Raw genomic sequence first — 22053 nt, forward strand, 5'->3', positions numbered from 1 at the left:
GGAACGATATGAAACTTTGGCTATCGGGTTTGGCACTTCTGGCGGTCACCTCCACCGCGCAGGCTGAAAATTTCCGCATCGTGCAGTCTCCTGCGCAGAAGCTGGATATCTGGATCGACAACATCAAAGACAACACGCCGCAGAGCTGGTGTAAGCCTGAGGTGGCGCTGCGCATTGTGGCGAACGGCAAGAAAGACGTCTCCGTGCTGGAGAACTTTGTACCGCGTCTTGGCTCACTGCTGGAACACCAGTGCAGCAAAGTGAATAAACTCAGCTGGACGCTCAACGATCCGGCAGGTACCACGCTGGCGCAGGGCACCGCAGGCAAAGCGCAGGACTGGGCGCTGGTGGTGAAACAGGAGCAGGCCACGCCTGCCGCAACCGTCACCGCTGCCACAGCCAGCGGCACGTTAATGCCGCCAGATCAAAATGTGGCTTCCCGCACCGTTGCCGCCGACCGTACGCCGTGGCAGGAGTTTACGCTTCAGGACGGCTGCCACCTGCGCACCTTCTGGGAAGGGGGCGCCTCTGCTCCGGCGCTCTTTATTCCGGATTCTGACACCACCCGCTGCGGCAACGGCAGTTGGCTGAGCGGACACACCGTAGTTTCGCAGTCCCGCAACGGCGGACAGAAAGAGATGGCGGTGACGTACATCCACGGTTTCCCGGTGACCGGCCTAAATCAAAGCGCCGACCCGGAAAACGCGCTGATCACCTCCGTCAACAAAGAGCGCATGGTATTCAGCACCCCAAACAGCGACCAGAGCTGGATGATCCTGCCTTACGATAACAGCCTGAACAGCTGGAAGAGCAACGGCACCGTAGCGGTGGAGATTTCCCGTGAAATCGCCAGCGATGACGCAAAACTGCAGGCGCGTATCGCGGCGGTGAAAAAAACGTGGAGCGCCTGGGTCGCACCGGGTACTCCGCTGAATATCGTTCTGATTGACACCCTGCGTCCTCAGCTGCGCGATCCGGCCGTCGGCGCATGGCGCGCGGCGAATTAAGGAATGGCTATGAATACGCTTTATCAACACCTGGCGGGCGAGTCGCTCAACGATGCGCTGGCGCGTCTGGAAGCTGAAATCAAAGCCCGTCCGGCGGATGCCGACCTTCGCGCTGCGTTTGTGCAGTTTTTAACCCTCAGCGGCAACTGGACGCGGGCTCTTACCCAGCTGAAAAGCTGGCTGGCGCTGAAGCCTCAGGCGAAACCTACCGTCACGCTGCTGGAGCAGTCCATTCAGGGCGAGCAGCAGCGCGCGCAGGTGATGGCGGGACAGGCGCGTCCGGCCATGCCTGAAACCCAGTGGCCGTGGCTGACTACTCTTGCCGCGGCGCTGAGCGAGGACGGCGAGCGCGCGCATGCGCTGCGTCTTGAAGCCCTTGAACAGGCGCAGGCCACTGCGGGTCACATCACCCTCGAAAACGAGGAGACGCAGGCTTTTGACTGGCTGATGGACGGCGATGCCCGTCTCGGCCCGGTCTGCGAAACCATAGTGAACGGCCGCTATTTCTGGCTGCCGTTTAACGCTATCGCGGAGATCCGTTTCCAGGCGCCTGCCAGCGTCACCGATCTGGTCTGGCGTCACGCGCTTGTGCGCCTGACCGACGGTACGGAGCAGGTGTGTCAGATCCCGGCGCGTTATCCTTTTGCTGCCGATGCCGCTGATGCGGTCAAATTAGGCCGCACCACCGAATGGCAGGCGCTCGACGAAGACGGTACCCTTTACGAAGGCAGGGGCCAGAAAGCCTGGCTGAGCGAGCAAAGCGAAAGCCCGCTGCTGTCCTTGAGCCTCGTGACGTTTGCGACGGATGGAGCCGATGAGTAATCCCGCTGGCGAAGGCGATCTGCTGCGCAGCGGCTGGCAAGCCCGCAGCAAGCAGGAGAAGGTGGGGGCGCGCGACAAAATGCAGCCCTCGCTGCTCGATCGCCTTACCGATGACGACCCGGAAAAAAAGCGCGAGTCGGCCAACAGCAATCTGATCACCCACGCCGCCCTGCGCCGCAACGTCCTGCGCGATCTGCAGTGGCTGTTTAACACCATCAACCACGATGCCTCCGGCGATTTGAGCGCCTTGCCGCACGTGAACCGCTCGGTGGTCAACTTCGGCGTCGCGCCGCTGGCCGGGAAAAGAATGTCGGACATCGAATGGCACGATATTCAGCGCAAGCTCACCGAGGCCATCATTAATTTTGAGCCGCGCATTTTGCCGCAGGGGCTGCAGGTTCGCTGCGTGTCGGATACCTCCTCGCTGGATCTGCACAACGTGCTCTCCATCGAGATCAAAGGGCGTTTATGGTGCGTGCCGTACCCGCTGGAGTTTCTGTTTCGTACCGATGTCGATCTGGAAAACGGCCATTTTGAACTGAAGGATGCGGGGTAATCATGGAAAGTAAACTGCTCGAATATTACAACCGCGAGCTGGCCTATCTGCGCGAAATGGGGGCCGAGTTTGCCGAACGCTACCCTAAAGTCGCCGGACGGCTGGGCATGCGCGGCATCGAAGTGGCGGACCCGTATACCGAACGTCTGATGGAGGGCTTCGCCTTCCTGACTTCCCGCGTGCAGATGAAAATGGACGCGGAGTTTCCGCGCTTCTCCCAGCGTCTGCTGGAGATGATCGCGCCTAACTATCTCGCGCCCACGCCGTCGATGGCGATTGCGGAGATTGAGCCCGACAGCAGCCGGGGCGACCTGAGCAAAGGCTTTATTGTCCCGCGTGGCACCATGATGGACAGCCTGGCGCTGAAAAAAACCGGCGTGACCTGCAGCTATACCACGGCGCACGAGGTCAACCTGCTGCCGCTGAAAATCGATAAGGTTGAACTGGGCGGCGTCCCCGCCGATCTGCCGCTGGCGCAGCTGGGACTGAGCCAGCGGGGGATCGGCAGCGCCCTGCGGATCCGCATTGCCTGCGACGGCCCGCAAAACCTCGGGCACCTGGATTTCGACCGCCTGGAATTTTTCCTCGGCGGTCCGGACATTGAAGCGCTGAAGCTGCTGGAGCTGGTGATGGAGCACCACGCCGGGATCGTCTGTCAGACGGTCAGTCCGCAGCCGCAGCGACAGCTGCTGGCGTCAGATGCGCTGCGCCAGGAGGGCTTTGAGCCTGACCAGGCGCTGCTGCCGGACGATCTGCGCAACTTTGACGGCTATCGCCTGCTGCAGGAGTACTTTGCGTTTCCGGCCCGCTTCCGCTTCATCAGCCTGAGCGGTCTGAGCACGCTGATCCAGCGCTGTGAAGGCGAAAAAGCCTTCGACATCTTCATTCTGCTGGATAAGTCAGATGAACAGCTGGAGCGCGTGGTCGATGCCAGCCATCTGGCGCTGCACTGTACGCCGGTCATCAACCTGTTTCCCAAGGTCGCGGCGCGTCAGAAGCTGAATGACTGCCAGCATGAATACCATCTGGTGGTCGATAACATTCGTCCGCTGGATTATGAAATTTACACGGTCAAAAAAATTTATGGCAGCGCGGACGGCCAGCGCGATGACCAGACGTTTCGTCCATTCTGGAGCACCTGGAGCGGCGATGCGGGCAACTACGGGGCCTATTTTTCGCTGCGACGCGAGCAGCGCGTGCTGTCCGAGCACGCCCTGCGCTACGGCACCCGTACCGGCTATATCGGCTCGGAGGTGTTTGTTTCACTGGTGGATGAACAGCATGCCCCCTGGCAGGAGAACCTGCGCTATATCTCTGCCGAGGTGCTCTGCACCAGCCGCGACCTGCCGCTGATGCTGCAGCAGGAACTCGGGCAGTTCATTGTGGCGGACTCCATGCCGGTGAAATCCCTCACCCTGCGTAAAGGGCCGACGCCGCCGCGTCCGGCGCTGGCGGAAGGGTTCAGCACCTGGCGGCTTATCAGCCAGCTGCAGATGAACTACCTCAGCCTGATGGACAGCGAAAACGAAGAGGGGGCGGCCGCGCTGCGCCAGCTGTTAGGGCTTTATGCCAACCTGGCCGAAACGCCCGTTGCGCGTCAGGTGGAGGGGGTGCGCCACTGCGTGCTGGAGCCGGTTCACCGCCGCGTGCCTGAACCCGGCCCGGTCGTGTTCGCCCGCGGGATCGGCATTACCCTGACGGTGGATGAGCGAGCCTTTTCCGGGGCCAGCCCGTGGCTCTTCGGTAGCGTGATGGAGCGCCTCTTTGCCCGCCTGGTGTCTATCAACAGCTTTACGGAGTTCACCCTGAAAAGTCAGCAGCGCGGCGAGATTGGCTACTGGGCGCCGCGCATGGGTAAAAGGGCGCTGATATGAGTGACGCTGCCACTGCACCGCTGCGCGTGCATCGCCTGACCAGGCTGCCGGACGCGTTCTGGCACGGCGTCCGTGAGACGCCCTGGCGCTACGATCTGTTTCAGCTGTTAAGGCGCATTGATGCCCAGGGCGGCGAGCGCTACCCGCTGGGACGCGCGCCGCTGCCGAAATTTGAACCGCTGCGCATCGGCCAGCAGCCGTCGATGAGCTTTGCGCCGTCGACGCTGGCCCACGTACGTCAGCGGGAAGAGAGCGGGCTGCACGAGGTGTCTATCCTCAGCTTCGGCCTGTTTGGCCCGAACGGCCCGCTCCCGGTCCATATGACCGAGTACGCCCGCGAGCGTATTTATCATCATCAGGACACCAGCCTCAGCGCGTTTGCCGATCTGTTCCATCACCGTCTTGCGCTGCTGTTTTACCGCGCCTGGGCGGATGCGCAGCCTACCGTCTCCCTGGATCGTGCTGATAACAAGCGCTTTGAGGGCTATCTGGCGTCGCTGATTGGCATGGGCCAGCCGGGGCAGATGAACAAAGGCAGCCTGAGCTCGCACGCGCGCTTTACCCACGCCGGGCACCTGACCCGCCACGGGCGGGATCCCGAGGGGCTGGAGAAGATCCTGCGCGGCTATTTTAAGGCGCCGGTCAAACTGGTTAGCAACGTGCCGCAGTGGATGCCCCTCTCCACGCGCGAGCAGGCGCAGCTGGGAGCAGGACGCCGCATGCCGCGCATGGGTGAATCGGCCTTTCTCGGCGTCGCCGTCCGCGACGTGCAGCATAAGTTTCGCATCGAGATTGGCCCGCTGAGCGCGGAGGAGTACAACCGCTTTCTGCCGGGTGAAGCGTGGGTCACCGAGCTGCGCGACTGGGTGCGTCAGTACGCTGGGGTAGAATTTGAATGGGAAACGCGGGTGATCCTGCGCGAAGACGCGGTGCAGGGCACCACGCTCGGCAGTCATGGGCGATTAGGCTATAACACCTGGCTGGGCATTCAGCCGCAGCCTGTCCCGCGCGGCGATCTGGTGTATCGCGCAGAGCGGTAATCCTTCCGTATACCGAATCATTGTTAATGGAAACTAACATGTCAGAAATTAGCCGTGCCGTGCTTTTCGGCAAACTGGATACGCTGTTATTTACCTCTCTGGAAAGCGCCACTGCGTTCTGCAAGCTGCGCGGCAACCCGTACGTGGAGCTGGTGCACTGGCTGCATCAGCTGATGCAGCAGCAGGATGGCGATCTGCAGCAGGTCATCCGCCACTTTGCCCTCGACGAACAGCAGCTGACGCGCGATATCGTGGCCGCGCTGGATGTCCTTCCGCGTGGCGCCAGTTCAGTTTCCGATCTCTCCGAACATATCGACAGCGCCGTGGAGCGCGCCTGGGTCTTCGGCTCGCTGAAGTTTGGCGTCAGCCGCATTCGCGGCGGCCATTTGCTGATCGGCATGCTGAAAACCTGGAACCTGGCCAACGTGCTGAAAAGCATTTCGGCGCAATTTACCCGCCTTAACGTCGAGGTGCTGATTGAGCAGTTCGATACCATCTGCGCCAACAGCAAAGAGACGCAGCAGGCCGCTGCCGCCGTCGACGCACCGGCGGGTGCGGTACCGGCTGCACAGGGGACGCTGGCCCAGTATGGCCAGGACCTGACCGCCCGCGCCCGGGAAGGGAAGATTGACCCGGTTGTCGGGCGCGACGAGGAGATCCGCCAGATGGTGGATATCCTGATGCGTCGCCGTCAGAACAACCCGCTGCTGACCGGGGAAGCAGGGGTCGGCAAAACCGCCGTTGTTGAAGGGCTGGCGCTGCGCATCGCCGACGGCGACGTCCCGGAGCCGCTGCAAAATATTCAGCTGTGGCTGCTGGATATCGGCATGCTGCAGGCGGGCGCAGGCATGAAAGGCGAGTTTGAAGCCCGTCTGCAGGCGCTCATTAACGAAGTCCAGTCCAGCGCCACGCCGATTATTCTGTTTATCGATGAGATACACACCCTGATTGGCGCAGGCGGCCAGCAGGGGACCGGCGATGCGGCGAACCTGCTGAAGCCAGCCCTGGCTCGCGGCCAGCTGCGCACCATCGGCGCAACTACTTGGGCAGAATATAAAAAGTACATTGAGAAAGATCCGGCGCTGACCCGTCGTTTCCAGACGGTGCAGGTGCACGAGCCGGATGAAGCGAAAGCTATTCTGATGCTGCGCAGCACCGTGTCGCCGCTGGAGACGCACCATCAGGTCCTGCTGCTCGACGAGGCGGTCAGCGCGGCGGTGAAGCTGTCGCATCGTTACATCCCGGCGCGTCAGCTGCCGGACAAAGCCGTTGCGCTGCTCGACACCGCCTGCGCCCGCGTCGCGGTCAGCCAGAGCGCGCCACCTGGGCAGCTCGAAGACTGCCTGCGCCACCTTGCCGCGCTGGACGTGGAAATTGAGATTGCTGAACGCGAAGCGCGCGTGGGGGCCGGCGACGCCGAGCGCGTGACGACGTTACGCGCAGAACGCGACGCGTATGAAACAAAACGCGAAGCCCTGGCCCTGCGCTGGGAAGAAGAACGCAGCCTGGTGCAGGAAATTATTCGCCTGCGCGCGGCGCTGTTCGCGGCGGGTGATGAAGATAGCGCCGATCTGCGCAGCCAGCTGGCGGAGCAGCAGCAGGCGCTGAACGCCCTTCAGGGCGATGAACCGCTGCTGTTTGCGGCTGTAGATGAAAACGTGGTCGCCGCGGTGGTCTCCGACTGGACCGGGATCCCGCTGGGCCGGATGGTGAAAAACGAGATCGACGCGGTGCTTAACCTGGCAGACACGCTCAACCAGCGCGTTATCGGCCAGCGTCACGGTCTGGATCTCATTGCCCGCCGCGTGAAAACCTCGCGGGCGAAGCTGGACGATCCCAACAAGCCGGTGGGCGTTTTTATGCTCTGCGGACCGTCCGGGGTCGGTAAAACTGAAACCGCGCTTGCGCTCGCCGAATCCCTTTACGGCGGCGAGCAGAACGTCATCACCATCAACATGAGTGAGTTTCAGGAAGCGCACACCGTTTCCACCTTAAAAGGTGCGCCTCCGGGGTACGTAGGGTATGGTGAAGGCGGCGTGTTAACCGAGGCCGTGCGCCGCCGTCCTTACAGCGTGGTGCTGCTGGACGAAATTGAAAAAGCGCACCCGGACGTCCACGAGATCTTTTTCCAGGTGTTTGATAAAGGCTGGATGGAAGACGGCGAGGGACGCCACATCGATTTCCGCAATACCATTATTATTCTGACGTCCAACGTCGGCACCGAGCTGATTAGCGCCATGTGCGCCGATCCGGACCTGATGCCGGAGCCTGAGGCGTTAAGCGGCGCGCTGCGCCAGCCGCTGCTGGAGGTCTTCCCTCCGGCGCTGCTGGGCCGCCTGCTGGTAGTGCCTTACTACCCGCTCAGCGACGAGATGCTGGGGCAGATTGTTCGCCTGCAGCTCAAGCGCATTCAGCGTCGTCTGGAAGAGAATCACAGCATAATTTCTGAGTTTGACGACAGCGTGGTGGAACAGATCGTTCAGCGCTGTACCGAGGTGGAGTCCGGGGGACGCATGGTGGACGCTATTCTGACCAACACTCTGCTGCCTCAGATGAGCCAGATCTTACTTACCGCCAGCCGCAGCGACGAGCAGTACCGACGTCTGCACGTCACCTGCGAGCAGGGCGAGTTTCACTGTCAGTTTGCCGCGTAATAATCATCAAGAGAACTGTAAAAGATGACGGATAATGATAACAATCGGACTGTCCCAAACGCGCTCCCGGTCGGGTACCGCTTCAACGAGTTTGAAATCAAAGAGGTGATCGGCGGCGGGGGTTTTGGCATCGTCTATCGCGCGTGGGATCACCAGCTCGAACGCACTATCGCTATCAAAGAATTTATGCCTTCCTCGCTCGCCGTGCGCGGCGACGACATGACCCTGGTGCTGCGCAGCGAGCGCTTTGGCAAAGCGTTTTCCGCAGGCCTGAACAGCTTCATTCAGGAAGCCCGTCTGCTGGCGCGCTTTAACCACCCGAACCTGCTGCACGTCCTGCGCTTCTGGGTGCAAAACGACACGGCCTACATGGGGACGCTGTTTTACAGCGGCACCACGCTTTCGCGCCTGCGCGAACAAAAGCCGGAGCTGATTAACGAAGCCTGGATCCGCCGCACGCTGCCGATGCTGTTTGGCGCGATCAAGACTATCCACAACGAAGGCTACCTGCACCGCGACATCTCTCTGGATAACATTCAGATCCAGGATAACGGCCTGCCGGTGCTGCTTGATTTCGGCTCCGCGCGCCGCACCATCGGTAATCTCTCCGACGAAACGGAAACCATGCTGCGCCCGGGCTTTGCCCCGATTGAGCAGTACACCGACGACAACGAAAGCGAGCAGGGCCCGTGGACGGACATTTACGCCCTCGGCGCGGTGCTGCGTACGCTGATTGTGGGTTCTCCGCCGCCGGTCAGCGTGGTGCGCTCTATTCAGGATACCTGCAAACCGCTGGTGGAAATCATGCCGCAGGGCTATTCCATTCCGCTGCTGCAGGCCATTGACCGTGCGCTGGCGCTGCACATGGAGGATCGTCCGCAGTCAATCGACGAGTTCGCCGCGCTGATAGAGATGCCGGTCGCCGGGATCAACGACGTGCTGACGGCGAAAAAGCCCGGCACGATGCTGGTTCCGGTTGAAGACGAGAAACCGGCTTCGCTGCTCGACTGGCGCCGCTACAAGATCCCGGGCATGGTTGCCGCAGGCGTGCTGGTAGGGGTTATCGCCGGGGCGATGCTGTTCAGCGGCGGTAACGATGCCCCTGAGCAGGCTGCACAGACACCGGGCGAGACGCGTCCAACCGAAACCGTCGCAAACGCGCCAGACGTGAAGCCGGAAACGGCGAAGGTGAGCGAGCAGGCGACGGCACAGCAGACGCCACCGCCTGTCGAGAGCCCGATTGCGTTGGTCTATATCCGCATCCTTGATGGCGAAACGCTGAAAGTGAACGGCGAGCAAAAAGCGCTCCGTCCAGCGACCAACGGTTATGCGTCGCTCAAGCTGCCGGCCGGTGAGGTGAAGATTGAACTGCAGGGCAACGGAAGAACGCGTGGCCAGACGCTGGATATCACCAGGCCGGGCACCTGGCTGGTGAATCCGTAGAAATATAAACAGGAGAAACTATGGAAGTGTACGATCTTCGAAGCCAGAGGCTTCATCCAAAGGAATTCGAAAAGATTGTCTCTCCTGTTTATGCGCGGAGCGACGTAGGACGTGAATTTGTTGTGGTGCGCGGTGCTTTAAATCCATTTCACAGCATTGATGGTTTAACGTTGCGACGTCGCTTCGAATTTAATCCTAATGCCGTGTTTGATCCTCTCTACGCACAAAATCTTAGTAAAATTGAACGGTTAATTGACTCAGGAGAAGTAGTTTTAACAGACCACCGTCAACGGACAAAAGCCATATATCCCTTTTCCATCTCTGAGTCAGGAGAGTTGTTTTGTGTAGATGAGAAGATGTACAGCTCAGCTTTCGTGAGTTACATCCTCGAACGTTACCGAAACAATGTCGCTCTATTTGGAAAACCAGCCCCAACGCGTGATTCATTTATTCCATCGACCGCTTACTACGGACCGGGTTACTGGAAAACTGTGGAAGATGATTATCATGGCACAAAAAATGTTGTGATCATGGCGATTAATCGCCTGACGAGCATGGGGGACGAGGGACGGGTGTTTGGATCGGACGGTAAAGATTACATGAATACGTCGCGCGATAAAATCCAGCGCTGGACAGCACTACCCGCAGACCTGGACGGAGTATCACGCGCGTTGATATCTGAAAAATCTGTAATTAGACGATTCGGAGAACAACGATCCATTTATCAGAAATACCTTGAGAGCGATGATGCCTGGGCAGTAAGTGGTAAATCATGGCAATGGATACCTGGAGTCAGAGAAGAGGATTATGAATTTAAAAAGTAAATTATGGTATTTCTGGGGATGTATGGATGTACTGGCTATCTTGCTTTACGCTATAAATTCACTTCGCCAGGACAGGATCCCCTTCATTTCAGATATCATCGCGTTCACAGGGAACTCAGATGTCATTTCAGGAGGCGGTTACAGCTTTATCGTAACCCTCTTTTTTATATTTGATTTGCTTTTGTTGCTTTCTCTTTTTGCTTCGGCCTGGATGTTTTTTAAGAGAAAAAATGTTGCGATTAAGTTTGCCCTTATTCAGGAAGTCTTTCGTCTCATTTCATTCAGATGTTCGGTTTCTCTTTTCCCACTTCTGATAAGTGTGTTTGGTATTTCAAATGTGTGGGTGAATTTAGGGTTGTTTGTTATATCGGAGTTTCTGAAGATATATTCTCTCATTTACGTAATGGGCAAAAGAGAAAAAACTCATTCACTTTGATATATAAATGACGCTCATGCATAGATGCGAACCTCTTTTCTGAATCGCATAAGCTAGATGGAATAAAGATTATGCTCAACCGAATTACCGTTCAGCTCCCGGTGGAGGGGCTTCTGTTCTGGAAACTGACGGGCCGCGAGGCGATGTCCGAGTCGTTCGCGCTGACGCTGACCGTGCTCGGCACGGACGCGCGCATCGACCGCAGCAAGCTGCTGGGCCAGCCGGTCACGGTGACCATCCCGACGCAGAACCTGCTGACGTCCCGCTATGTTAACGGCAAAATTACCCGCGTGGCGGTCAGCGCCGTTGAGCTGACGGGCACCCGCTATGCGGTGTACCAGCTGACGGTGGAGCCGGACCTGTGGCCGATGAAGCGCGACCGTAACCTGCGTATTTTCCAGGGCCAGACGGTGCCGCAGATTGTGAAAACCCTGCTGGGTGAGCATCAGGTCAACGTTGAGGATAAACTCACCGGCAGCTACCGGGTGTGGGACTACTGCGTGCAGTATCAGGAGTCGAGCCTGGACTTCATCAGCCGCCTGATGGAGCTGGAGGGGATTGCCTATCACTTCCGCCATGAGGCGGACAAACACACCCTGGTGCTGACCGATGCCGCCACGCAGCATCAGCCGTTCAGCGGCTATGAGGTTATTCCTTACCACCAGACGCCGTCAGGCGGCAGTACGGATGAAGAGGGCATCAGCCAGTGGGCGCTGGAGGACAGCGTGACGCCGGGGATTTACAGCCTCGACGACTATGACTTCCGCAAGCCGAACGCGTGGCTGTTCCAGGCCCAGCAGAACCCGGCATCGCCGAAGCCGGGCAGCATCGACGTGTACGACTGGCCGGGGCGCTTTGTGGACAAAGGGCACGGGGAGTTCTATGCCCGCATTCGTCAGGAGCGCTGGCAGGTGGAGCATCAGCAGATTCAGGCCACCGCCACGGCGGCGGGGATTGCGCCAGGGCACACCTTCACGTTAACCAACGCGCCGTTCTTCAGCGACAACGGTGAGTATCTGGTCACGGCGGCGGGTTACCACCTCGAAGAGAACCGCTACGCCAGCGGCGAGGGTGAAACTATTCACCGCACCGATTTCACGGTGATCCCGTCGGCGGTGGTGTACCGTCCGGCGCAGACCACGGCGTGGCCGCGCACCTACGGCCCGCAGACCGCAAAAGTGGTGGGGCCGAACGGCGAGAGCATCTGGACGGACAAATACGGCCGCGTAAAGGTGAAGTTCCACTGGGACCGCCTGGCGAAGGGCGATGACACCAGCTCCTGCTGGGTGCGCGTGTCGAGCGCGTGGGCGGGCCAGGGCTACGGCGGGGTGCAGATCCCGCGCGTCGGCGATGAGGTGGTGGTGGACTTTATCAACGGCGACCCGGACCGGCCGATTATTACCGGTCGCGTGTACAACGACGCGAGCATGCCGCCGTGGGCGCTGCCTGCCGCTGCGACGCAGATGGGCTTTATGAGCCGCACGAAAGACGGTTCCGTGGACAACGCCAACGCCCTGCGCTTTGAGGACAAGGCGGGCGCAGAGCAGGTGTGGATCCAGGCCGAGCGGAATCTGGATATTAACGTCAAAAACGACGAGTCGCATTCTACTGAAAAAAATCGCACTCAGTTTGTTGGCGAAGATGAAACCTTACGGGTAGCGAAAAATCAGAAATCAGGGATTAAAGGCGATGTGATATGCCTGACGGGTAACAGTCGAAACGATAAAGTGGTTAACAATTTTATCCTTTCCGCAGGTAATACACTGAGACTTGAATGTGGTGAAAGTGCTATCGAGCTATCAAAAGACGGCAGCGTTAATATCATTGGGAATAATTTTAACTTTACTGCAAAAGAGAATGCGCAAATTAATACGCTTTCCGGCGAATTACATTTGAACCCTGATGATGGACAAAATGTCATCGATCCGCCTGGCGCATCCCTTCAGGGTGAAATCCAGCAGGAAGTGGATAGTTTTTTTGTTATTAATGGCAATAAATAAGAGTAACCCGAATGGCTGAATATATTCTTCAGGAAGCATCCCTTGCCTTACCCGATGTTTTTAAAGACAGAACCATGAATTTATTTACCCTGAGTGATAACGGAGCCAGCGAGTTTACTTTTGTTGTTTCTCGTGCGAGTGCTAAAAACGAAGATAAAGTCCATGATGCGGCAACCCGTTTGGTACGTGAACTGGAAATTACGGTGCCCGACTTTCGTCTCGAATCCTCGCAGATGACCTCTGTTGATGGTCTCCCGGCGGTTGAGCTTTTTTATCAATTCAAAAATGATAATGCGATCATTTTCCAGAGGCAGACCGTTATTTTGCTCGGTGACCATCCTGGCGGCCAAAAGATGGTGTGTTATATCGGTACTTGCCCGGGCGAGTTTAGCGATTATTATCATAATCAATATCAGGAAATTATCCGCAGTATTAAGTTCCACAAACCGGCTCAGACTGAAACTAGAGAAATGCTCGCTGCCGACAGCCAGGGGCCATTTTTTGCGCTTGATAGTGAGAGTAAGGAATTGAGTGTCTTTGAAAACATTCAGGAACTGTATGGACATCTTTCGCTTCAGCGGGCGAAAGAGGGGCAATATTTGCTTTTTGAAAAACAGGGTAAACCACTCAGTATTGCACCCGTTCCGGACAGCCAACCCCTTCGTTACGCGCTCTGGACGACTTTCGCAGACAAATCACATCACCTACTTTCACAGCTTTCCGTATGCCGCCAGGTCTCTGGTTCTGACCAACTTAATACACCCGATCGGATACGTGGGTATCTGATGGCACAGCGAGCCGAATAGTTATGTCCGAATGTCTGGCCGCTCGCGTAGATGATGAGATTGCTCATACAGCCTCAAAAGGCTGGATGATCGCAGGATTGGTTGGTGGGGCAATTCTGGGCGCAGCTGCCGTTGTCGTCACAGGAGGGACCGCGTTGGTTGCTGTTTCTGCCGTTGCGGCTGGGGCATGTGCTGCGGGTGGGTTGGGTGAGCTCCTCGGCAGTATGTCATGGGCTCCACGCCATACCACCGGTACGCTAAAAGAAGGTTCACCCAATGTCTTTATCAACAGCTGAAAGGCTATCCGCGCTCATCTGTCAGCCGGAGAGTGTGATGAGCACAGCGGTAGCCTGCAACGGGTTGCGGAAGGTTCGATAAAAGTTTACATCAATAACTTTCCCGCCTCTCGCACAGGCGATAAGTTGACTTGCAGCGCCGAGATTAGTCAGGGATCGCGTAATGTTATTATCGGTGGAAGCAAGGTTCAGACCGATGAAATAAGTCCTGAAATCCCGGAATGGGTTAACTGGACGATGCTCGCCGTTGGTGCCGGAGCCATGGCGGTGCTGGCCAGTCCGGCAATCGCACTTCTGAGTACCCTCGGTGCGATGGGCGGTGGCACTGTGGGTAGCTACGCGGGTGGAATGCTGTTTGGCGAAGGCAGCGACGGTCAGAAATGGGGGATGCTGATTGGCTCTGTTATCGGCGGCGGGGCTGGCATGAAGGGAGGGGCAAGGTTTGATGCGTGGCGGGCTGGTAAGCCTGTTCTCGAACCGGTTAAGCCAAATATTTCGGCCCGAAGAGCTGAACTTAATGAAAAATTTGGACGCACGGGCGATCTCAATAGAGATATTACAGCCAGAGGAAATAAAGAGCTGGCAAGAAACTGGCTCGAATCTAAGGGCTTCACTCCGCAACAGATTCGTGACTTTGATAATGGCATTGACTATACAAATAGAGTGAGTGTTGAAACAATAAACAGAAATAAAACACTCTATCAAAACCAAGTGCCAGGAGGACGACAGGGAAACTGGTATGCTCTTCGAGAAGATGTTGAGCCAACAGAGTTGGGTATCAATCCAAAAGGTACTATTTATGGCACTGATCAAGTTGTTGATAAAGTAGCAAAACCGTATGTTTCACAACAAAAAGTTGAAATGTTACGTAGTACTTCTTTGCCCGCACTTGATACTTGGTCAGTGAAAGATGTACCCTATCAGACAAAAGGTGGGGCAATACAGATGCTTTCAAGCGAAAAGGATATATTTAAGGTGGCTCATGAATAAAGAAAATTACACCGCGCTAGATTATATAAATGATGCTATTGATGCAATTAATAATCGATTAGAACAAAATCCTACATTTTCTTTATATGTTATGGCGAAAAATCAGTTGGATTATATTAAATCTATTCTAACTGGTGCTGAAAAAGATAAAAGTAAATTACACACATTGAATCTTGGAGTGCTTGCGTCTAAAGAGTTTGATACTACCGATGCCGAACTTGCTCAGCATTTGTCCAATGCTAATTATATAGCCTCGCAGATGGGGCAAGGATTGAAGGTTATTCTTCCCCATGAGCAAGACGTAGAGTACCTGAAAAGGCAAAAAAGATATCGTAAGTGATAGGCAGTTTTTTTTATTTTTAAATGTGATTGTCCGGTATCGTTAACACTTTTTTGCTGTAACTATCATATACACTTGATTGCTATCTCCATTTTTTAATGTAATTAAGTCTTCTGTTTCACGGAAAAAAAGAGAGAATGATAGATTATAATCTGTCATGCGCAGTTTCCCTGGTTTAATCCTTTTATAAAGAATGCATAATGGAAGATCTTCACAGTGAAGACTCGGTAATCAATCGTTATGCCGATCGTTATCGTAGCTACATGCCAATTAATATCCGTAATGGAAGAAGAAACACTAGTCTTGATGCGTCGAATTCATCTCACTCATGGGATGCAACATTACCTTTAACCATAACTGAAGATGTTTCACGTGATAAGGCACTTGGATCGCTGGTCGGTTTGGCAGCCGGGGACGCCGTCGGCACCACTCTTGAGTTTAAGAAAAGAGACAGTGAACATGTAGAGGATATGATTGGTGGCGGGCCTTTTCAATTAAAACCTGGTGAATGGACAGATGATACGTCCATGGCATTATGTCTGGCAGAGACTTATCTTTCAGAAAAAAGAATGCATACCGATGTGCTTAGAAAATATCTCTTGAAATGGTATCTTAACGGAGATAATAGCAGTAATGGTCGGTGCTTCGATATCGGGAATACGACGCGATTCGCGCTTGAACAGTATATGCGTGTCGGACCTTCCTGGTATGGCAATACAGAGAAACACACTGCTGGTAATGCTGGGGTTATTCGTCAAGCCCCGGTATCTATCTTTCGTCGAAAATCGCTGCGTGCGATTTACTTCGAATCCCAGGCTCAGAGTAGAGCAACGCATGGCGCGGTAGAATCAATTAACGCATGCCAATTTCTCGGATTGGTATTGCACTATTTAATTAACGGTTATCAAAAAGAAGAAGCTTTTTCGCCTCATATTTTCCCACTGTGCGCGCGTGTAATGATCATAAACGCGGGTGAGTATAAGCAAAAAACTCGCGATCAGATTCGTTCAAGTGGTTATGTTATCGATACGCTTGAGGCCGCGATGTGGTCCGTATGGAATACTGACAACTTCCGGGATGCGATTCTGCTGGCTGCCAATCTTGCCGATGATGCTGACAGCGTTGCGGCGACGGCGGGACAAATAGCGGGAGCATTATATGGTTATTCCGGTATCCCGCAGGGGTGGAAAGATAAACTCGTGCAACACGAACGTATCGCCACAATGGCAGGTGAGTTATTCGATAGAGCACCTGAGGATAATTTTTTATAGTTAGAATTAATAGGGGGAAGCGAGGTGATAAAACAACTCGCACTAAGGTGTCGTATTTCAATTTAACTGAATCTACTGCAATGAATGAAATGACAACCTTTGGTTATGTTGATAAAGCATTAACTTTAGCACAAAAGAGATATGCAGACGTCACGAATCGTAATTCTCACGCCCCGATTTTACAAATGTACGACTCTATTGTACAACAATTAATATTTTTACGGGACTTAATCGAAGGCAAGGAAAAGGATAAAGCAAAGTTATGGAAAATGACTTTCGGTATGTTTGCAGCGAAGGAGTTTGATAATTCTGATGAGTTGTTTTTCGAAAGGTTGTCGGATGCCTGGTTTATTGTGGATCAAATACGTCGAGGGTTAAAGGTTAGACTACCGCACGAGGTTGACGCCAATTACACAATAAAACAACAAAACCTAAAGATGAAATATCCTGATGAGTTTTAGGTTACGATATTGAATGTAACTATATTTTAGGTGATGGATGATAGATTTACATACCAATTTGCATGCCCTGATAAAATATGTGGATAAATATCGCGAATACTTACCGATTAGCAATCCTTCCGTCCAGCGGAGGCTGCAGTATATTTATGATAATAAACCCTTAGAATCATCCTCGAATAGTGATGTACAAAAACAATGGGACTTAACGCCATCATGTAACATCTCACTAGCGGAATCGCGAGACCGTGCTGTCGGTGCGCTTATAGGTCTTGCTGTTGGAGATGCTGTAGGTACGACGCTCGAATTTTTACCTCGTGACAAAGCACATGTCAAAGATATGATAGGTGGTGGGCCATTTCGACTCCGCGCAGGTGAATGGACGGATGATACATCCATGGCATTATGTCTTGCGGAAACGCTTCTTGAGAAAGGTGATGCTGATACTATATGCTTCAGGAATAAACTTCTGGAATGGTATCAGCATGGTTATAATAGTTCAAATGGCGTCTGTTTTGATATAGGAAATACAACTCGGTTTGCTTTAGAGCAATATTTAACTGTTGGTCCCGGGTGGAACGGTAATACAGCACCAGAAACTGCAGGTAATGCTTCCATCATCAGGCAAGCACCTGTCTCTATTTTTTTTAGAAAGTCATTAAGTAAAGCGTTTTATGAGGCTAAAAAACAAAGTATAGCAACGCATGGAGCCGCGGAAGCAATAAATAGCACACAGTATTTAAGTTATTTGCTCGTGCATATGATTAACGGTAGCAATAAAGATTTTGTTTTTTCTCCGCACGTCATGCCGCTACAGCCACGTGTAATGATTATCAACGCGGGTGAATATAAGCAAAAAACTCGCGATCAGATTCGTTCAAGTGGTTATGTAATCGATACGCTTGAGGCCGCGATGTGGTCCGTATGGAATACTGATAATTTCCGGGATGCGATTCTGCTGGCTGCCAATCTTGCCGATGACGCTGACAGCGTTGCGGCCACGGCGGGACAAATAGCTGGGGCATTATATGGGTGCTCCGGTATTCCGAAGGAGTGGAAAAACAAACTCGTTCAATACGAACGGATTGCTACAATGGCAGGTGAATTGTTCGATAGAGCTCCTGAATACATCGCTTAGAAATTGTTCATCATCTATGGCACGGAAGGATATCCGTGTCATAAATCTGAAGAAAAGTAGTGGCTGTTTTTTACTCTGGCAAAAAGCATGGATAAAAGATGAAATAATGAAATGGACTGGCTTTATAATTTTTATACTCATCGCCTTAGTCTATATCTGGAACGGGAAAGATCTTTACACCCTAAAAGAGTGGCGAGACTTTCGAATTAAATTCATTTCAGTGTTGGTTGGTGCGCTTGCATTGACACTCATTTTAATTGGCGTATCAAAATTAACCCCGTTACTGGACAGAGAAAGCGCGCGGGCGATAGCATTAATATTACCGGCATCCCTGGTGGCAATGTTACTGTCGAAATTTTTTGTTGTGATGTTGAATGCTATTTTCGAGAGTATTATGCGATTTCATAAACGGTATAATACCAAAGAAATGTATTTAAAACTATCGTCTCTGTCTGCCCGGTATGGGGCCAAATTACACCTGGTAGCAAAATGTCTCGCCTCGTTAGGCTGTATCTTGATGCTCTATGGCATCTGGTTTGGCAGTACAGGCTGATATAAAGAGGTTAGTTAGATGCCAGCAATGCCAGGATATGAAAATAAGTAAATGCGGGATATTATGATGCATTTGTTTTTCTTTTTTATTTTTATGATTTGGACGCTAGCACTTATCTGGAATGGAAAGGATTTGTTCAACAAAAAACAATGGTTCCTTGCTGGTGTGATGTTCGTTCTGGTGCTAGCGGTTACGGTTGTTATTGGCTTTACATTGAAATGGCTCGCGCTGTCAATGTCATTATTCTCCGTCGCAACGGCGAAACACTATTCGATTATCTTTTCCATGTCTTTCCTGTGCGTATGGGGACTAAAAGTTACCGTTGTGCTGCTCTGTACGATCTTTTCCGGGATTACAGGAGGGCACAAAAAATACAATGCTGAAAATTATGAAGCAATATCGTCTATAACACGCGTTGTTGCGCCTTGCTTACTTATCGTTGCTAAAAGCGTAGTTTCCCTGGGTAGCGTCCTTATGTTTTCAGGTTTATGGCTTAAATAAGCACGATTTAAAAAATATCTCAATGAACACCGAGATTAGTCCATAGTGGAATAAAGATTATGCTCAACCGAATTACCGTTCAGCTCCCGGTGGAGGGGCTTCTGTTCTGGAAACTGACGGGCCGCGAGGCGATGTCCGAGTCGTTCGCGCTGACGCTGACCGTGCTCGGCACGGACGCGCGCATCGACCGCAGCAAGCTGCTGGGCCAGCCGGTCACGGTGGCTATCCCGACGCAGAACCTGCTGACGTCCCGCTATGTTAACGGCAAAATTACCCGCGTGGCGGTCAGCGCCGTTGAGCTGACGGGCACCCGCTATGCGGTGTACCAGCTGACGGTGGAGCCGGACCTGTGGCCGATGAAGCGCGACCGTAACCTGCGTATTTTCCAGGGCCAGACGGTGCCGCAGATTGTGAAAACCCTGCTGGGTGAGCATCAGGTTAACGTTGAGGATAAACTCACCGGCAGCTACCGGGTGTGGGACTACTGCGTGCAGTATCAGGAGTCGAGCCTGGACTTCATCAGCCGCCTGATGGAGCTGGAGGGGATTGCCTATCACTTCCGCCATGAGGCGGACAAACACACCCTGGTGCTGACCGATGCCGCCACGCAGCATCAGCCGTTCAGCGGCTATGAGGTTATTCCTTACCACCAGACGCCGTCAGGCGGCAGTACGGATGAAGAGGGCATCAGCCAGTGGGCGCTGGAGGACAGCGTGACGCCGGGGATTTACAGCCTCGACGACTATGACTTCCGCAAGCCGAACGCGTGGCTGTTCCAGGCCCAGCAGAACCCGGCATCGCCGAAGCCGGGCAGCATCGACGTGTACGACTGGCCGGGGCGCTTTGTGGACAAAGGGCACGGGGAGTTCTATGCCCGCATTCGTCAGGAGCGCTGGCAGGTGGAGCATCAGCAGATTCAGGCCACCGCCACGGCGGCGGGGATTGCGCCAGGGCACACCTTCACGTTAACCAACGCGCCGTTCTTCAGCGACAACGGTGAGTATCTGGTCACGGCGGCGGGCTATCACTTTGAAGAGAACCGTTACGCCAGCGGCGAGGGGGAGACCATTCACCGCACCGATTTCACGGTGATCCCGTCGGCGGTGGTGTACCGTCCGGCGCAGACCACGGCGTGGCCGCGCACCTACGGCCCGCAGACCGCAAAAGTGGTGGGGCCGAACGGCGAGAGCATCTGGACGGACAAATACGGCCGCGTAAAGGTGAAGTTCCACTGGGACCGCCTGGCGAAGGGCGATGACACCAGCTCCTGCTGGGTGCGCGTGTCGAGCGCGTGGGCGGGCCAGGGCTACGGCGGGGTGCAGATCCCGCGCGTCGGCGATGAGGTGGTGGTGGACTTTATCAACGGCGACCCGGACCGGCCGATTATTACCGGTCGCGTGTACAACGACGCGAGCATGCCGCCGTGGGCGCTGCCTGCCGCGGCGACGCAGATGGGTTTTATGAGCCGCACGAAAGACGGTTCCGTGGACAACGCCAACGCCCTGCGCTTTGAGGATAAAGCGGGTGCAGAGCAGGTGTGGATCCAGGCCGAGCGTAACATGGACACCAGCGTTAAAAATGATGAAACGCACAGCGTCGGCGGCGAGCGCAGCCATTACGTGAAGAAAAATGAACTGCATCGCGTGGAAGCGAATCAGACTCAGGCCGTGAAAGGTGGCACCGAGATCCTGACGGGGAAAGGCAAGCTGGATGCGGCGGTGGAGCAGTACGTCATTGCTTCCGGGACGAAGCTGCGGCTGGTCTCCGGTGAGAGTGCCATTGAGCTGAATGCTAACGGCAAGATTAACCTGATCGGTAAAGAATTTAACTTCTTCGTGGAAGGGGATGGGTATATCACCACTGGCGGTAAGCTGCATCTGAATACCTCTGGTACAAAACCGGGCACCACGGCACCGGGATCGGGGCATAAAGGGGATATTGATGCGGCGGTGCAGGCGAAATTTACGGCCAAAGATGAGTAAAGCAGGTGCGGTGCTTATCGCGTTACTAACGACGGGAATGGCTGGAGGTGATGCACAGAAAAAGGATCTTTGGATGTTTATTTCCGGGATGAGTGCATCGCTTAAGACGTTATCCGTTACAACCCTTAGTAACGCGCCGTTATCGTTTAAGATGACCAGGCAAAATGAATATATCAATTTCTACAATGCCGACGATATCAAACTCGCTGATGGAACGAACATAACCGCAATTGGGTTACGTTTAAGCAAACAAAACGACGGCATGGCGCCTTTACTGAATTTTTCACCTTCCTCAGGTCAATGCATAACGCTTGATACCGTTAAAAAGCGCTATCCGCAGCTGAGGTTAACTGATTATCCGCGCGGCCGTTCGGAGAACGAAGTGACCAGCTATACAGCCCGAAAAGATATGAATGGACAAAAAGTGAGCTTCAGCTTCACCGTGAAAAATCCTCACTGTCTGGGTTCAGTCGTCATTAGCGCCGACTAAGAAATACTGCACTCATGTCCTGACGGTTTCTTCAGGGGGATAATGGCCATACACATTTAATAAATGACGATTAACGTGAAAAAACATACGCCAATATTTCTTTGTTCGGTCCTGATGTTTAGCTGTCCTGGCAGCAATGTGGTTTTCGCTCAAGGTAAGCCATCCATTCTGACTAAACAGGATTTTTCAGTACAGATCAAAGACCTGCCTGTCGCCTTGGGCGACAGATGGACGCCTGATATTGCCCGTAAAATTGGCGTGCCGGTGGAAGGTAGTTTTACCGGTGAGGTTCCTTTTGATGGAGTCCAATATAAATTCTTTCAGCATCAAAACGCTGGAGTAGAGATATTCACTTCCAATCTCTGGTGGGATAAAGCTGAACGAAGCGTTGATGATTATATCGTGTCGCAGATTACGCTTACTGCCGAAGAATTCGCAACGCCGCGTGGTGTCCATGTGGGTTCAACGAGAAAGGAACTGAACAGCGCATACGGTACCGGTCAGGTCGACAATGATGCGGGGGAGCAGTGGATTACCTACGAATTGGATAAAGAATTGCTCTCTTTTGAGATAAAGGCGGCAACGTTATAAAA

General features: G+C 54.0%; 20 protein-coding genes and 1 pseudogene. All 21 read left to right on the forward strand.

Features of this window, described 5'->3' with window-relative positions:
* Positions 1-8 precede the first annotated feature (8 nt).
* The 21 genes and pseudogenes from AC4IBF_RS08935 (at position 9) to AC4IBF_RS09035 (ending at position 22051) form a co-directional block, all read left to right on the forward strand.
* Positions 9-1007: a hypothetical protein gene (locus tag AC4IBF_RS08935; RefSeq protein WP_133294650.1), complete on the forward strand. Its 999-nt coding sequence runs from the start codon at positions 9-11 to the stop codon at positions 1005-1007.
* Positions 1008-1016: 9 nt separating this feature from the next.
* Complete coding sequence (locus AC4IBF_RS08940) at positions 1017-1829, forward strand: type VI secretion system accessory protein TagJ (RefSeq protein ID WP_136195751.1); 813 nt, start codon at positions 1017-1019, stop codon at positions 1827-1829.
* Positions 1822-2385 carry a type VI secretion system baseplate subunit TssE gene (gene tssE / locus AC4IBF_RS08945; protein ID WP_111964760.1) on the forward strand — a complete coding sequence of 188 codons (564 nt, stop codon included), beginning with the start codon at positions 1822-1824 and terminating at the stop codon, positions 2383-2385. Before AC4IBF_RS08940 ends, tssE begins: the two co-directional genes overlap by 8 nt.
* 2 nt (positions 2386-2387) lie before the next feature.
* Complete coding sequence (tssF, locus tag AC4IBF_RS08950) at positions 2388-4259, forward strand: type VI secretion system baseplate subunit TssF (RefSeq protein WP_325849172.1); 1872 nt, start codon at positions 2388-2390, stop codon at positions 4257-4259.
* Positions 4256-5299: a type VI secretion system baseplate subunit TssG gene (gene tssG, locus AC4IBF_RS08955; RefSeq protein ID WP_252093116.1), complete on the forward strand. Its 1044-nt coding sequence runs from the start codon at positions 4256-4258 to the stop codon at positions 5297-5299. The genes tssF and tssG overlap by 4 nt, the downstream gene beginning before the upstream one ends.
* Before the next feature lie 38 nt (positions 5300-5337).
* A complete protein-coding gene (gene tssH, locus AC4IBF_RS08960) occupies positions 5338-7953 on the forward strand; it encodes a type VI secretion system ATPase TssH (RefSeq protein WP_133294647.1) in 2616 nt (871 codons plus the stop codon).
* A 24-nt stretch (positions 7954-7977) separates the two neighbouring features.
* Entirely contained in the window at positions 7978-9396 is a 1419-nt protein-coding gene (locus tag AC4IBF_RS08965) for a serine/threonine protein kinase (protein ID WP_133294646.1), read from the forward strand.
* Positions 9397-9416: 20 nt separating this feature from the next.
* The gene (locus AC4IBF_RS08970; protein WP_143345239.1) at positions 9417-10220 is read left to right on the forward strand and encodes a DUF8093 domain-containing protein; all 804 of its coding nucleotides are present in this window, start codon (positions 9417-9419) and stop codon (positions 10218-10220) included.
* On the forward strand, positions 10204-10656 hold the full coding sequence (locus AC4IBF_RS08975) for a hypothetical protein (RefSeq protein ID WP_045404275.1): 453 nt from the start codon (positions 10204-10206) through the stop codon (positions 10654-10656). The genes AC4IBF_RS08970 and AC4IBF_RS08975 overlap by 17 nt, the downstream gene beginning before the upstream one ends.
* A 71-nt stretch (positions 10657-10727) precedes the next feature.
* Positions 10728-12656 (forward strand): type VI secretion system Vgr family protein, encoded by a 1929-nt coding sequence (locus AC4IBF_RS08980; protein WP_143345238.1) that lies wholly within the window; start codon positions 10728-10730, stop codon positions 12654-12656.
* 11 nt (positions 12657-12667) lie between these two features.
* Positions 12668-13462: a DcrB-related protein gene (locus AC4IBF_RS08985; protein ID WP_491463264.1), complete on the forward strand. Its 795-nt coding sequence runs from the start codon at positions 12668-12670 to the stop codon at positions 13460-13462.
* Between the two features lie 2 nt (positions 13463-13464).
* Positions 13465-14727: pseudogene (locus AC4IBF_RS08990) on the forward strand (polymorphic toxin type 46 domain-containing protein).
* Entirely contained in the window at positions 14720-15067 is a 348-nt protein-coding gene (locus tag AC4IBF_RS08995; RefSeq protein ID WP_045404268.1) for an immunity protein Tsi6 family protein, read from the forward strand. Before AC4IBF_RS08990 ends, AC4IBF_RS08995 begins: the two are co-directional and overlap by 8 nt.
* 200 nt (positions 15068-15267) lie before the next feature.
* Positions 15268-16338, forward strand: a complete 1071-nt coding sequence (gene tri1, locus AC4IBF_RS09000) for an ADP-ribosylarginine hydrolase Tri1 (RefSeq protein ID WP_133294642.1) — start codon at positions 15268-15270, stop codon at positions 16336-16338.
* An 80-nt stretch (positions 16339-16418) separates the two neighbouring features.
* Positions 16419-16799, forward strand: a complete 381-nt coding sequence (locus AC4IBF_RS09005) for an immunity protein Tsi6 family protein (RefSeq protein WP_133294641.1) — start codon at positions 16419-16421, stop codon at positions 16797-16799.
* A 37-nt stretch (positions 16800-16836) separates the two neighbouring features.
* Entirely contained in the window at positions 16837-17934 is a 1098-nt protein-coding gene (tri1, locus tag AC4IBF_RS09010; protein WP_133294640.1) for an ADP-ribosylarginine hydrolase Tri1, read from the forward strand.
* Positions 17935-17950: 16 nt separating this feature from the next.
* On the forward strand, positions 17951-18487 hold the full coding sequence (locus tag AC4IBF_RS09015; protein ID WP_133294639.1) for a hypothetical protein: 537 nt from the start codon (positions 17951-17953) through the stop codon (positions 18485-18487).
* Positions 18488-18550: 63 nt separating this feature from the next.
* A complete protein-coding gene (locus AC4IBF_RS09020; RefSeq protein WP_240741463.1) occupies positions 18551-18988 on the forward strand; it encodes a hypothetical protein in 438 nt (145 codons plus the stop codon).
* Between the two features lie 59 nt (positions 18989-19047).
* On the forward strand, positions 19048-20970 hold the full coding sequence (locus tag AC4IBF_RS09025; RefSeq protein WP_491463265.1) for a type VI secretion system Vgr family protein: 1923 nt from the start codon (positions 19048-19050) through the stop codon (positions 20968-20970).
* On the forward strand, positions 20963-21460 hold the full coding sequence (locus AC4IBF_RS09030; protein ID WP_232057348.1) for a hypothetical protein: 498 nt from the start codon (positions 20963-20965) through the stop codon (positions 21458-21460). Before AC4IBF_RS09025 ends, AC4IBF_RS09030 begins: the two co-directional genes overlap by 8 nt.
* A gap of 75 nt (positions 21461-21535) precedes the next feature.
* Positions 21536-22051, forward strand: a complete 516-nt coding sequence (locus AC4IBF_RS09035; RefSeq protein ID WP_491463266.1) for a hypothetical protein — start codon at positions 21536-21538, stop codon at positions 22049-22051.
* Positions 22052-22053: the final 2 nt, after the last annotated feature.

The organism is Enterobacter sp. Taxon_8, from assembly GCF_058354585.1.